The organism is Clostridioides sp. ES-S-0049-02, from assembly GCF_020658465.1.
In the GTDB taxonomy this organism is placed as follows: domain Bacteria; phylum Bacillota; class Clostridia; order Peptostreptococcales; family Peptostreptococcaceae; genus Clostridioides.
Window position 1 is genome coordinate 91,478 of sequence record NZ_JACVWG010000004.1, and the last position, 15,144, is coordinate 106,621.

Annotated in this window: 11 protein-coding genes; 9 read left to right on the forward strand and 2 right to left on the reverse strand. The window is 26.7% G+C overall.

What is annotated here, in order from left to right; translation table 11 throughout:
• Nucleotides 1-43 precede the first annotated feature (43 nt).
• Nucleotides 44-1,792 carry an ABC transporter ATP-binding protein gene (locus tag IC213_RS11695; protein ID WP_227834955.1) on the forward strand — a complete coding sequence of 583 codons (1,749 nt, stop codon included), beginning with the start codon at nucleotides 44-46 and terminating at the stop codon, nucleotides 1,790-1,792.
• A gap of 634 nt (nucleotides 1,793-2,426) precedes the next feature.
• Here the strand turns inward: IC213_RS11695 and IC213_RS11700 are convergent.
• On the reverse strand, nucleotides 2,427-2,597 hold the full coding sequence (locus IC213_RS11700) for a DUF362 domain-containing protein (protein ID WP_009888017.1): 171 nt from the start codon (nucleotides 2,595-2,597) through the stop codon (nucleotides 2,427-2,429).
• A gap of 284 nt (nucleotides 2,598-2,881) precedes the next feature.
• Here IC213_RS11700 and IC213_RS11705 point away from each other — a divergent pair, with 284 nt between their 5' ends.
• From IC213_RS11705 to IC213_RS11720, 4 genes are all read left to right on the forward strand, one after another.
• Nucleotides 2,882-3,949 carry a CapA family protein gene (locus IC213_RS11705; RefSeq protein ID WP_227434597.1) on the forward strand — a complete coding sequence of 356 codons (1,068 nt, stop codon included), beginning with the start codon at nucleotides 2,882-2,884 and terminating at the stop codon, nucleotides 3,947-3,949.
• Between the two features lie 170 nt (nucleotides 3,950-4,119).
• Nucleotides 4,120-6,021, forward strand: coding sequence for an anaerobic carbon-monoxide dehydrogenase catalytic subunit (cooS, locus tag IC213_RS11710; RefSeq protein ID WP_227434598.1), 1,902 nt, complete (start codon nucleotides 4,120-4,122; stop codon nucleotides 6,019-6,021).
• Nucleotides 6,014-6,487: a 4Fe-4S dicluster domain-containing protein gene (locus tag IC213_RS11715; RefSeq protein ID WP_227434599.1), complete on the forward strand. Its 474-nt coding sequence runs from the start codon at nucleotides 6,014-6,016 to the stop codon at nucleotides 6,485-6,487. Before cooS ends, IC213_RS11715 begins: the two co-directional genes overlap by 8 nt.
• Nucleotides 6,462-7,688, forward strand: coding sequence for an NAD(P)/FAD-dependent oxidoreductase (locus tag IC213_RS11720; protein WP_227434600.1), 1,227 nt, complete (start codon nucleotides 6,462-6,464; stop codon nucleotides 7,686-7,688). Before IC213_RS11715 ends, IC213_RS11720 begins: the two co-directional genes overlap by 26 nt.
• A gap of 142 nt (nucleotides 7,689-7,830) precedes the next feature.
• On the opposite strand, the gene IC213_RS11725 is transcribed toward IC213_RS11720, so the two are convergent.
• Nucleotides 7,831-9,018 (reverse strand): SAM-dependent methyltransferase, encoded by a 1,188-nt coding sequence (locus IC213_RS11725; protein ID WP_227824863.1) that lies wholly within the window; start codon nucleotides 9,016-9,018, stop codon nucleotides 7,831-7,833.
• A gap of 270 nt (nucleotides 9,019-9,288) precedes the next feature.
• Between IC213_RS11725 and IC213_RS11730 the strand changes: the two genes are divergently transcribed.
• From IC213_RS11730 to IC213_RS11745, 4 genes are all read left to right on the forward strand, one after another.
• A complete protein-coding gene (locus tag IC213_RS11730) occupies nucleotides 9,289-10,113 on the forward strand; it encodes an ATP-binding protein (protein ID WP_227863098.1) in 825 nt (274 codons plus the stop codon).
• A gap of 127 nt (nucleotides 10,114-10,240) precedes the next feature.
• A complete protein-coding gene (gene gluD / locus IC213_RS11735) occupies nucleotides 10,241-11,506 on the forward strand; it encodes a Glu/Leu/Phe/Val family dehydrogenase (protein ID WP_227434603.1) in 1,266 nt (421 codons plus the stop codon).
• A 574-nt stretch (nucleotides 11,507-12,080) separates the two neighbouring features.
• A complete protein-coding gene (locus IC213_RS11740; RefSeq protein WP_227831438.1) occupies nucleotides 12,081-13,211 on the forward strand; it encodes a M56 family metallopeptidase in 1,131 nt (376 codons plus the stop codon).
• Nucleotides 13,212-13,740: 529 nt separating this feature from the next.
• On the forward strand, nucleotides 13,741-14,874 hold the full coding sequence (locus IC213_RS11745; protein ID WP_227824861.1) for a M56 family metallopeptidase: 1,134 nt from the start codon (nucleotides 13,741-13,743) through the stop codon (nucleotides 14,872-14,874).
• The last annotated feature ends 270 nt before the right edge of the window (nucleotides 14,875-15,144 follow it).

Sequence of the window (15,144 nt, forward strand, 5' to 3'; positions counted from 1 at the left end):
TTTATGAAGTTTTGTTATGTTTAGATGCTTGGGAGGTAAACTTTTGAAAAATAAAAAAAATATAAAGAAATTTCTAAGAATGGTTTTTAAAAATAATAGAGTTGTTATTATGATGGCATTTATTATCGTATTGACAATATCTGCTTTGGATTTAGTAATTCCTCAAGTGATAAAAATTATATTAGATGATGCTATACAACTAGGGAATGTAGAATTGCTGATAAAGCTTGTTATAGTATTTTCTGTAATAAAGATAACCGTGGCATTATCTGAAATAGCTCTACAATATATATATTCAAAGATGAAAAAAAGAATAACAATAAATCTAAAATTAAAGCTACTAAAACATCTATCAAAACTATCTGGCAACTATTACACAAATATAAAATCTGGAAATATATTAACCATATTAGAAAATGACATATTTATAGTTGAGAATTTTGGGATAGAAATGATATTTTCTTTGATTGTAAATGTTATAACAGCTTTTTCGGCATTAGTATTTTTAGTTAATATTAGATTTGATTTATTACTTATAGTTTTAGTAATTCAGATAGTAATAATATTTAGTCAATCGAAATTTACAAAAAAAATAGCACTTAAGACAAAAGAAATAAGAACAGATTCAGGAGATGTGTCAAACTTAGTTCAAGAATATGTTTCTAATATGATGAATATAGTGATATCAAAATCAGTATTAAAGTTTTTTAGAACATATGTAAAAAAAGAAAAAGGAATAGTAGATAAATGGATAAGGCTCAATACAATAATTTCAACAAATATTTCAATAGCAATGATATTGAGCAGTTTAATAACAATATCAATTTATTGTTATGGAGGAATAAAAATAATAAAGGGGGAAATGAGTATAGGGGAACTTATTGCATTTCAACAATATACAAGTATGCTGATTATGCCTTGCACAAGTATAATTAAGTCTAATACTAGAATTCAACAGGCATCAGTCTCCATAGATAGGATATTTAATGCATTGGATGAACCAGTAATTATAAAACAAAATAATAATGGAAATAGGTGTAAAGAAAATTTTGTAGGCAATATCGAATTTAAGAATGTTGAATTTTCCTATGATAATGAGATTAAGACTATAGATAATCTAACTTTAGAGTTTAAAAATGGAAAAACAACTGCATTAGTTGGATCTAGCGGATGTGGTAAATCTACAATAGCTAGGTTGATATTTAGACTTTGGGATATTGATAAAGGAAGTATAAAAGTAGATGATGTTGATTTAAAGGATTATAATTTAGTGGATATAAGAAAACAGATATCTGTTATAACTCAAGACTTACTATTATTTGATGATACAATTTTCAACAATTTAACTTTAGGGAATAAAAATATATCTAAAAACGATGTAGAGTATATCTGTAAAAAAATCGATGTGTATGATTTTATAAGCAACCTTGAGAATAGTTTTGAAACTATAGTTGGAGAGAAAGGTGTAAAACTATCTGGGGGACAGAAACAGAAAATATCTATTGCAAGAGCGTTGCTAAGCAATTCTAAAATATTGATATTTGATGAAGCAACATCAGCATTGGACAATATATCACAAAGAGATATATTAAAAAATATAAATGAGTTTTTGAAAAATAAAACAACTATAATTATAGCACATAGACTATCGACAATAAAAAATGTAGACAAGATATATGTCATCAAGGACGGAAAATCTGTAGAGGAGGGAACTCATGAGGAACTTATAAATACTGGAAAATATTATTATAGTTTTTTAAATGAACAAGAATATGAATGTGGTATTGGATAAAGAAGAGAGTGCTCCAAAATGGTTTTAAAGATCATGCAATAGAGCCTCTCTTTTTAGTATACAAAATAAGCATCCTGTAATAGATAAGCTTGTGATAATACACATATTTAAATAATAACATATCTGTTCAATGCCTTTTTATTGAAAAAACTAAAACAAATAAACTAAAAAATATTTTAAAATAATAAAAAATCAGGTTTTGAGTAATGAGAGTACGGTGTATATTTTTAGAAATAAAGTATAAGAGTATTGAATATATAAAATAGTTTTTAAAAATATTAGATTTATATTTAACTCCATATTATATGCTATTTATAGAAAAGTAGAAAATAAGAATCCTGTGGACTTGAGAAATAAACATATGTAAAGAAACTTATAGTAATATTCATAGATTATATTTGAATTTTTTTGATGCAAAACAAGATATAACTTGTGAAAATAGAATATGGTATATAGGTGATATTAAAATTAATAGCTTAGAAATGAGTCATATTTAACGAATAATTTAAAACTGATTTATTTATATATCAGAGTATCATTCTAAAATATAAAATACAATTAAGCTATAAATAAAAGAGACTGATTAATATTGATAAAATCAAATTAAGCCAGTCTCTTTATGAATAACCAATTATTATTCTGGTTGAGGTGCATCTACAGGACAAGCTCCTGCACAAGAACCACAGTCTATACAAGAACCAGCATCTATAACATATGCGTCGTCTCCAGCTGATATACAGCTAACAGGGCATTCAGCCTCACAAGCACCACAGCTTATACAAGCGTCAGTAATTTTATATGCCATTTTGAAATCCTCCCTTTTATATGTATTGTAATTCAATAACATTATAACAAATATTATTGAATATAACAATTAAATTAATTCTACAACAAAAACTTTATTATGATATTCTTATTTTAAAGTTTTACAATAAAGTTTAATCTGCTTATATTTTTATTTATCTTAGAGAAGTTTACCTTAAAAATAAAATTAAAGTTTAAAAGTTATGTATGGAGTACATTTAAAAATGTTATACTTTTAAAAGAGTATATTTTATTAAGAATTTGTTGCTTTAAAGGAGATTTAACATGAAAAATAAGTTAGTTTACATATGTATTATGAGTTTATTGTTATTTGTAGTAGGGTGTTCTAATAATTCTGAGAAGGAAAATAACATTAAAAAAGATTCTAATAATAATCAAAGTCAGGTTGAAGAACAAAAAAGAGAGCCTGTAAAACAAGATATAACTATAAGTTTTGCTGGTGATGTAACTATGGGAAACTATAAAGGTTCATCATACTATGGTAGTTTCGACCATGAATTTGAAAGACAAGGAAAAGATAATGATTATTTTCTTAAAAATGTAAAATCTATATTTGAAAAAGATGATTTAACAGTAGTTAATTTAGAAGGTCCTCTTACTAATGCATCAAAGGCGAAAGAGAAGAAGTTTGCATTTAAAGGCAAACCAGAATATATAAACATTTTGAAGTCTGGAAGTGTAGAAGCAGTAAGTGTTGCAAATAACCATTCAGAGGATTATTTTGAGGAAGGTATGAAAGATACAAAGTTCATACTGGATGAAAATAAGATAAATTATTTTGGTTTAGGTAAAGACGCAGTAATAGATGTTAATGGAATTAAAGTAGGTTTATTGGGATATAATGGATTGTCAACTGAATACAATGAAAAAAACTTAAAACAAATGGAAGATGATATTAAAGCCATAAAAGAGAAGTCAGATGTTGTTATGGTTTATTTTCACTGGGGAATAGAACTGGAATATTATCCAGATAAAAAACAAAAAGATTTTGCTCATTATGCAATAGATAAGGGTGCAGACCTGGTTATAGGTTCTCATCCTCATGTAGTTCAAGGTATAGAAAAGTATAAAGATAAGTATATAGCTTACAGTTTAGGAAATTTTTGTTTTGGAGGAAATAAGAATCCTTCTGATACAGATAGCTATATATATCAACAAACTTTTACCTTCTCAGATAATAAACTATCTTCAATTAAAGAGCCAAATATAATACCAACAGCAATAACATCTAGTAGTTCTAGGAATAATTATCAACCAAAAGTACTAGATGGAAGTGAGAAAGGTAGAGTTTTAAATAAGCTAGAAAAAATAAGTAAAGATTTAAATAATTAAAAGTGTAAAAAAAAATAAATATATATATTTATTTTAATAATTTATATTTTGTTTTAAAGTTGGGAAAACGTGGTATTAAATAAGTAGATTTTAATAGTTAAATTATAGTCAATTGCTATAATACTATCAAATCTACTTTTTTAATATAAAAATATAAGGGGGAATTTGTAATGGCTTGTAACACTTGTAAAATGTGCGAAAGTGCGGACAAGAAATTAGAAAGTTTTGTAGCTTCAAAGGATGTTGAAACAGCATTTCATAGAACAGAAGATCAAAAGGTTAAATGTGGTTTTGGACTTCAAGGAGTCTGTTGTAGACTCTGTTCAAATGGACCATGTAGAGTAACTCCAAAATCACCAAGAGGTGTATGTGGAGCAGATGCAGATACTATAGTAGCAAGAAACTTTTTAAGAGCAGTAGCATCAGGAGCAGCTTGTTATTTACATGTGGTAGAAAATACAGCTAAGAATTTAAAAAATGTTGGAATAACTAAAGGTGTTATTAAGGGAGAAAAAACATTAAATCAATTAGCAGAGATGTTTGGAATAGAAAGTGATGAAAAATACGATAAATGTATAAAAGTAGCTGATAAAGTTATAAATGATTTATATAAATCAAGAGATGACAAGATGGAATTAGTAGAAAAAATAGCTTATGCACCTAGAGTAAAAAAATGGAAAGAGTTAGGCATAATGCCTGGTGGTGCAAAATCAGAAGTATTTGATGCAATAGTAAAATCATCAACAAACTTAAACAGTGACCCAGTAGACATGTTAGTTAACTGTTTAAATTTAGGAATATCAACAGGGTTATATGGTCTTACTCTAACGAATCTTTTAAATGATGTTATGTTAGGAGAACCAGTTATAAGAATGGCTCCTGTAGGATTTAATGTAATAGATCCAGACTACATAAATATAATGATAACAGGTCATCAACATTCAACATTTGCAAATTTCCAAGATAGATTAAAAGATGAAGATGTTATAAAGTTAGCTCAATCTGTTGGGGCAAAAGGATTTAAGTTAGTAGGATGTACATGTGTTGGTCAAGACTTACAATTAAGAGGAGAACATTATCAAGAAGTATTTGCTGGTCATGCGGGTAATAACTTTACAAGTGAAGCTGTTTTATCAACTGGAGCAATAGATATAGTTCTTTCTGAATTTAACTGTACTATACCTGGACTTGAGCCAATAGCAGATAAGTATAAAGTAAAAATGGTTTGCTTAGATGATGTTGCTAAAAAAGCAAATGCAGAATATATAGAATTAGATAGAAGTAATTTAGATGAACTTAGTAATTCATTAATACAAAAATCACTAGAATCTTATAAGGAGAGAAGAGGAAGTGTTGAAATAGATATACCAAAAGACCATGGATTTGAGCAGTCTTTAACTGGTGTAAGTGAAAAGAATTTAAAAGCATTTTTAGGAGATTCATGGAAACCTCTTATTAATTTAATTGCAGAAGGAAAAATTAAAGGGGTTGCAGCTGTTGTAGGATGTTCAAATATGACAGCAGGAGGTCATGATATAAATACTGTTGAATTGACTAAGGAGTTAATTAAAAAAGATATTATAGTACTTTCAGCAGGATGTTCTACTGGAGGATTAGAAAATGTTGGTCTTATGTCACCTGGAGCAGAAGAATTAGCAGGGGAAAACTTAAAAGAAGTATGTAAGACTTTAGGAATACCACCAGTATTAAATTTCGGGCCATGTTTAGCTATAGGTAGACTTGAAATAGTAGCAACAGAGTTAGCGGCTGAGCTTGGAATAGATTTACCACAATTACCATTAGTGCTTTCAGCTCCACAATGGTTGGAAGAACAAGCATTAGCTGATGGAGCTTTTGGACTTGCTCTTGGTTTACCTCTTCATTTAGCATTACCTCCATTTATAACAGGAGGAAAGTTAGTAACAGAGGTATTAACAGAAAAATTAAAAGACTTAACAGGAGGACATGTTATAGTGAATCCAGATCCTAAATCTTCAGCTGATCAATTAGAACAAATAATAATAGACAGAAGAAAAAATTTAGGGTTAAAGGATGTGGAATGTAATGCATAGAATTTTTATAAATAAAGATTTATGTACAGGCTGTAAAAGTTGTGTATTAGCTTGTATGTTAAAGCATAATAAAGATTATAACATGTATACTCTTGATTTAGAAAATGTAGATAATGATAGTAGAGGGCATATAGAACTAGATAGCAAACATAATAATCCAGTTCCAATTCTTTGCAGACACTGTGATGAGCCAGAATGTGCTTTAGCATGTATGAGTGGTGCAATGCATAAAGATAGTCAGAGTGGAATCGTTTCATATGATGAAGAAAAATGTGGTTCATGTTATATGTGTGTAATGTCTTGTCCATATGGATTATTAAAACCAGATGATAGAAGCAAGCAAAACATACTTAAATGTGATTTATGTAAAGATGAAGAATATCCTAGATGTGTAGCTAATTGTCCAAGTGGTGCAATTGAATTACAGAAGGAGGAAAATGATGAATTATGTAGTGTTAGGGGCTAGTGCTGCTGGTATAAATGCAGCAAAAACATTGAGAGAATTAGATAAAGATTCTAATATAGTGGTAATTTCTAAAGATGAAAATATATACTCAAGATGTATGCTACATCATGTTATATCTGAACACAGAACTTTAAAGCAAATAAACTTTGTTGATGAAGACTTTATGGAGAAAAACAACATAAACTGGATTTCAGGTAAAACGGTTAAAGGAATAGATACAGATAAAAAACTAGTTCAAATGGAAGACATCGCTGTAAATTATGATAAGCTTTTAATAGCTACAGGTGCATCTTCTGCTATTCCTCCTATAAAGAATTTAAGAGAAGGAAATTTTGTATACTCTGTAAGAAACATAGATGATATTTATAAAATAAAAGAGAAGGCAGAAAAATCAAAGAAAGTTGTTATAATAGGGGCAGGATTAGTTGGAATAGATGCTTTAATTGGTCTATTTAAATATGAACAGCTGGATATTTCAGTGGCCTTTATGGAAAAATATATTCTAGATAGACAATTAGATGAATATACAGCATCAGTATACGAAAATAAATTTAAAGAAAAAGGCGTAAAATTTTATCCAAGTGCATCAATACAAGAAATTGTTTTAGATGATAGTAAAGATGTTAAAGGCGTTGCATTTTCAAATGGAGAAATTCTTGATGCAGACATGGTAATCGTAGCTACAGGAGTGAAACCTAATGCTGACTTTTTAGATGAAACAGGAATAGAATATGATAGAGGCATAATAATAGATGATAGATGCCAAACAACGCAAAAAGATATCTATGCAGCAGGGGATGTTGTAGGTAAAAATGCTATCTGGCCTATAGCTGTAAAACAAGGAATTATAGCTGCACACAATATGGTTGGAAAAGATAAAAAGGTAGAAGATGAATTTGCTTTTAAAAATAGTATGAATTTTATGGATATACCAACCATTTCTATAGGCATGAATACACCTGTAGATGATAGTTATAAAGTATTAACTAGACATGGAAATGATTGTTATAAAAAGTTTATTTTTAAAGATAATATAATCTATGGAGCAGTTATACAAGGAGATATTTCATATGTAGGTGTATTAACTTATTTGATAAAAAATAAGGTTGAAATATCTGATTTAGAAAATAGGATATTTGATGTGTGTTATGCAGACTTCTTTAACATAAAAGAAAATGGAGAGTTTTGTTATAGTGTATAATACATAGCTGAATAGAAGCTTATAAGAATATAATAAATAGAGCTATTTTAATATAGAGAATTTTTACTTTATAAAAATCTTTACTTAAAGATAGCTCTATTTTTATAATTAAGTTCAAAATTTGATTAATTTATAAAAATATCTATTTTGAACAAGAATACATGTAATCTCTAGTTAGAGGTAAATCATTTTTTATGCCTTTAGTGAAAAGTATTTGATGTATATCTATAATGCCAGTATTAAAAGCAGCAGCACAAGAACAAAGATATAAATCCCACATTCTTATAAATTTATCATCAAACATTTCTTTAATCTTAGGAAGATTATCATAGAAATTTTCATGCCAAGATAATAAAGTTTTTACATAATGTAATCTTAAACTTTCAACATCTATAGTATGATAGTTATAATCGCTACAAATATGTATCATTTCTCTTAAGCTAGGGATAACTCCACCTGGGAAAATATATTTTTTTATCCAAGGGTCTCCATAAGATTCTTTTAAGCCACTTATATAGTGAAGCAAAAATAATCCACTATCTTTTAGGACAGCATTTACATTTTTAATAAAAAGTTCATAGTTTTCTCTGCCAACATGTTCAAGCATACCAACGCTAACAACTCTATCAAATGTAAGGTTTGATTCTTTAAGTTCTCGATAGTCCATAAGTTTTACTTCAAGGTAATCTTGAAGATTCTCTTCTTTAATTCTAGTATTAAACTCTTTAAATTGTTCTTCGCTAAGTGTAATTCCCACACCATGAATTTTATATTTTTTTGCAGCTTCTATTAATAGAAATCCCCATCCACAACCAATATCAAGAAGACTCATACCTTCTTCTAAATTTAGTTTAGTTAATATGTGATGAACTTTATTAACCTGAGCCTCGTAAAGATTATCATTATCATATTTAAAATATGCACAAGAATAACTAAGTGTTTTGTCTAGCCATAAACTATAAAAATCATTTCCAATGTCATAATGAGCGTGTATTTCCTTCTTTTGATGTCTCATCGAATTAGATGAATGTAGCAAATGTTTTACAGCTGAGTTATCAATACTAAATTTGTCTATTTGTTTTAGAAGTAGGTTTAAGGTTAAAAATAAATCTCCTTCAATTTCAATGTCTCTATTTATATAGGCCTCTCCAAGTGCTAAAGATGTACTTTTTAATAATTCAGATTTGCTAATATCATTATTTACAATAACTTTAAATTGAGGAGAGCTATCTCCAACTAGAAATTCTTCCCCATCTTTAAGCCTAACTAGAAATGGTGTTTCATTAAATTTTTCTAAATAGTCTTTTAAAAAATTTTTTGTAATGTTCATATTACCAGCTCCTTTTAATGTAAATCCAGTAAGTTTTCCTTGCTTTAAAGTATATTATATTCCTTTTTTTTAAAAAGTAAAATTTTTTTTGTTGATTTTTCGTTGAATCAACTTTTTACTTTATAAAGGAATCTTATCTTTTAGTATTTTATTTATTTTATAAATTTTAGTATTGGATATAATATTCAATTAGTAGTGATATAATAACTTTAATTAATAATAAAGTTTTGAAGCAATTAGTCTGAAACTATTTAATAAAGGAGATATCAAATGGAAGTATATGCTTTAGTTGGGTCAAGTGGTACAGGAAAAAGTTATAAGGCACTAGAGTTTGCATATGAAAATGACATAGATTATATAATTGATGATGGTATTTTAATATATAGAAATAAAGTTTTAGCAGGTATATCAGCAAAACAAGCAAAGACTACTGTTGAGGCAGTTAAAAGAGCTATTTTTTATAATTTAGAACATCGGCAGAAGGTTAGAGAGGTAATAGAGAAGGAAAATATAAATAAGATTCTTGTTATAGGAACTTCAAAAAAAATGATTAATCAGATTGTAGATAGATTATCAATCGGAAAAGTTTATAAATTTATAAATATTCAAGATATAAGTACTAAATATGAAATAGCAATAGCAAAACAATCTAGAAAAGAAGGAAATCATGTAATTCCTGTTCCAGCAGTTGAAATAAAAAATATGACAAGTGGTCTTAGTATAAATCCATTAAAAAGGCTTTTTAGAAAAGGAAATAATATAAATATGGTCGTTTTAGAAAAGACAATTATAAGACCTACTTTTAGTTATATTGGCAAAGTTTATATTGATGCAGATGTAATTAAACAAATAATTGAATATGAAGTGTACAACTTTGGAAGCATTGATAGAATAAATAAAATCAATATAGAGAATTGCAATAATTTTATGAATATTTTTGTAAGTATAAATATCAATGATTTAGAAATTATAAAAAAAATTGAAAGTATGCAACAGATAATAAAAAAGTCTATTGAGAGAATGACTTTAGTTAATGTACAAAAAATAGATATTAACATTCATAAAATTAAAAAAATAAACTTCCTCCCATGTTAAAAAATAAACTGAAAAAATGATATACTAATTTGCAATAAAGTGTGCTATAATTAAACTGTAAATTTAGGAAATGGTTTTTCTAAATGGAGTATACATAATTATAACGTATTTATAAGGGGGCTTTCAAATGTCAGGAAAAGATGTAAATGTCTTCGAGATGGCGCAATCTCAAGTAAAAAATGCATGTGATAAATTAGGTATGGAACCAGCAGTTTATGAATTATTAAAAGAACCTATGAGAGTTATTGAGGTTTCAATTCCAGTAAAAATGGATGACGGTTCTATAAAAACTTTTAAAGGATTTAGATCACAACATAATGATGCAGTAGGGCCAACAAAAGGTGGAATAAGATTCCATCCAAATGTTTCAAGAGACGAAGTAAAAGCTTTATCTATATGGATGACTTTCAAATGTTCTGTAACAGGTATACCATATGGTGGAGGTAAAGGTGGAATAATAGTAGATCCATCAACTTTATCTCAAGGTGAATTAGAAAGATTAAGTAGAGGATACATAGATGGAATATATAAATTAATAGGTGAAAAAGTTGACGTTCCTGCACCAGACGTAAACACTAATGGACAAATAATGTCTTGGATGGTTGATGAATATAATAAATTAACTGGACAAAGTGCTATAGGTGTTTTAACTGGTAAACCAGTTGAATTTGGTGGTTCTTTAGGAAGAACAGCTGCTACTGGATTTGGTGTTGCTGTAACTGCAAGAGAAGCTGCTGCTAAATTAGGAATAGATATGAAAAAAGCTAAATTAGCTGTTCAAGGTATAGGAAACGTTGGTTCTTACACAGTTCTTAACTGTGAAAAACTTGGTGGTACTGTTGTAGCTATGGCTGAATGGTGTAAATCAGAAGGTTCTTATGCTATATACAATGAAAATGGTTTAGATGGTCAAGCTATGTTAGATCATATGAAAGAGCATGGTAACTTATTAAACTTCCCAGGAGCTAAGAGAATATCTTTAGAAGAGTTCTGGGCTTCAGATGTTGATATAGTAATACCAGCTGCATTAGAAAACTCTATAACTAAAGAAGTTGCTGAATCTATAAAAGCTAAATTAGTTTGTGAAGCTGCTAATGGACCAACTACTCCAGAGGCTGATGAAGTATTTGCTGAAAGAGGAATAGTTCTTACTCCAGACATATTAACTAATGCTGGTGGAGTTACAGTTTCTTACTTCGAGTGGGTACAAAACTTATATGGATACTACTGGTCAGAAGAAGAAGTAGAGCAAAAAGAAGAAGTAGCTATGGTTAAAGCATTTGAATCTATTTGGAAAATCAAAGAAGAGTACAATGTTACAATGAGAGAAGCTGCTTATATGCATTCAATTAAGAGAGTTGCTGAAGCTATGAAATTAAGAGGATGGTACTAGAATTTACTCTTAATAAATAATAGGATATAATTATTTAATATATAAAAAGGGCTGTACTATGTACAGTCCTTAAAAGTTATATGACTCAAAGTGATTTGGGTCATTTTTTATTTTGTAGAACATATTAGTGTAACTTATGAAAAAAATTAAATACAATTAGAAGCAATAAAACTAAAGTTGATGCAATTAAAATTATTTACTTTCAAAACATTTACAATGTAATATTAATGGGTTTTAGATAGAGTCTATATTTATGACTTAAACTAATTCTTGTCAATTGACGTGCTAATTATGAATAAGCTATAATTAAATAAAAATAGTTTTATAAACTTAATTGAAAAAATATTAAATAAAAATAAATATATTTCTAAAATAAATATGATTTAAATAAAAGAGGTTTTGTAAAGGAAATCAAAAACTAGTTTAACTTTAGTTAAATCTCCATGTTTATATAGAATCAATACACATTGAAGTAAGATGGACATTTATTATTACATAAAAAGTCATAGAAAGAACTTAGAGAGCTAATTAAATTCAAATACAAAATACTAATAAATAAGTTAGGTGAAAATATATGGTTAATTCAATTCTAAATGGTATTTTTAGAACTGTTATAGTAAGTAGTTTAAGTATTCTTCTGATATTGATTTTCAAGAAAAATGTATTTAAAAGATTTAGTAAAAAATTTAATTATTACATATGGATGATAGTTGTTATTAAGCTGTTATTGCCCTTTACATACTATACCTTTACAATAAACATCTTGAGAAGCAAAGAAAATATCAATATTAATAATATTAATTTAGAGGGATTCAATAATATTTCAACTTTAAAGAATAGCATCTTATTGTATGCTTGGCTTATAACTGTAGTAATATATTTAATTTATAATATCTTTAAATACATAAAACTTAAAAACTTAATAAATGATTTATCCTATGATGTTGAGGATGAAGAAGTAATAAATCTTTATAAAGATATATTAAAAGAATTTAATATAACAAAAGATATAAAATTAAAATATTCTTATGAAGTTGAAACACCAGCATTTTTTGATTCATGTGTACTTTTACCACCACATGACTATAAGCTAAAAGAACTTGATTGGATTTTTAGGCATGAACTTATGCATTTCAGGAGTAAAGACCTTTGTCTAAAGTATGTAATGATATTTTTGAAAATAGTATATTGGTTTAATCCATTTGTATATATAATGGACAAACATATAGATTTAGATTGTGAACTTTATTGTGATGAAAGAGTTTTAAAGAATCGTAGTGAAGAAGAAAAACAAGATTATGCTCTAACAATTATAAATGCAATGAGAAGAGGTTCAAACATTTCAAATAAATTTGTGGCTGGATTACATAAACAATCTGATATTAGAAAAAGAGTAATGAATATGTTTAATGAAAAATATAAAAATGGTATTCTAATGGCATTAACTTTATGCTTATTATCTTCTATTACTTTTCTGAAAATTAGTTCAACCAGTATTGTTAATTTAAATGTATTACCTAAAAATATGGAAGAAACACAAATTATTGGTAGTACAGTAGTTTTAACTTTACCATTTACATATGCAGATGCTCCTGAAAAAGTTAGAGAAAGATATAAAAAAAATTGTGAAGCATTGGGCATGATTCCTAAAGATTCTGATATTATAGATACTCCCATACAATATAATGATGTATTAATGCAATAGTTAAATTGTCTAGAGTCATCAATTAAACCTTCTTATAGATACTCAATTATGATATGGGTATAGGAATTTATCCATATCAAATAATAAAATATAATTATCCAAGGTATAAAAAAATTGTATTGTGTACAAGCATTAAAAATTAGATGAATCAAAATTATTTAAGACATTTTTCAACTGTTATTTATAATATTATGATAAAATATTAAAAATAAAATTTATAGATAATTATTTTAATTAACTAATGAAAATTGTGAGCTAATTCTTGCTAAGTTATAATTAAACAAAGATTATTTATTATTATAACTTATGATAATTCAAAACAATAAGAAATAGATATATTAAAGAGTAAAGAATATCTAATAAAAACAAGAAATAATATATATTTAATATGCTATTAAATGTATATAAATATTAAAATAATTTTATTAAATAAACATTTAAATTGAAAATTTAAAAACATTTTATGAAAAATTTAACAAATAATTAAACTTAAATATAAAATATTAAAAAATAAGATGGGTGAGAATTAATGACTAACTTAATTCTAAATGGGATTTTTAGAACTACTATAGTAAGTAGCTTAAGTATTTTTCTGATATTGATTTTTAAGAAAAATGTATTCAAAAGATTTAGTAAAAAATTTAATTATTACATATGGATGATAATAGTTATTAAGTTGTTGTTACCTTTTACATACTATACATTTACAATAAACATCTTGAGAAACAAAGAAAATATCAATATTAATAATATAAATTTAGAAGGCTTTAATAATATTTCAAATTTAAAGAATAATATTTTATTATATACTTGGCTTATAACTGTAGTAATATATTTAATTTATACTATATTTAAATACATAAAACTTAAAAATTTAATAAATGATTTATCCTATGATGTTGAGGATAAAGAAATAATAAATCTTTATAAAGATATATTAAAAGAATTTGATATAACAAAAGATATAAAATTAAAATATTCTTATGAAGTTGAAACACCAGCATTTTTTGATTCATGTGTACTTTTACCACCACATGACTATAATTTAAAAGAACTCGACTGGATTTTTAGGCATGAGCTTATGCATTTTAAGAGTAAAGACCTTTGTCTAAAGTATGTAATGATATTTTTGAAAATAGTATATTGGTTTAATCCATTTGTATATATAATGGATAAACATATAGATTTAGACTGTGAACTTTATTGTGATGAGAGAGTTTTAAAGAACCGTAGTGAAGAAGAAAAACAAGACTATGCTTTAACAATTATAAATGCAATGAGAAGAGGTTCAAATACTTCAAATAAATTTGTGGCTGGATTACATAAACAATCTGATATTAGAAAAAGAGTAATGAATATGTTTAATGAAAAATATAAAAATGGTATTTTAATAGCATTAATTTTATGCTTATTATCTTCTATTACTTTTTTAAAGATTAGCTTAACTAGTATCATTGATTTGAATATATTGCCTAAAGATGTAAAAGTTACAGGAAACATTTTTTCTATGACAGTTTCAACCATACCATTTACATATGCAGATGCTCCTGAAAGTATGAGAAGAGAACATAAAGAAAACTGTGAAAGTATAGGATTAACTCCTAAAGATTCTGACAGAATGGAGATTGTTGTAGAATTTTATGATATACTAGTAGAACCATAATCAAATTTAAAAAAATTATAATCTAAAAGTCACTTTTATAAAGGTGACTTTTTACTTAGAATAAGTTAAAAAATTCACTATATTTCTAACTTTATAGAAGTTTTATTAAAAAATATACGATGCATAAAAACGCACAAAAAAACACATAAAACAATATTTATGCGTACTTTAGCTTCAAAAGGTACAAAATTCTTTACTTTTACAAACTCATATTATATAATGAAGTAAATAATGTATATTTAGGTGACATATTGGATAAACTAATTAATT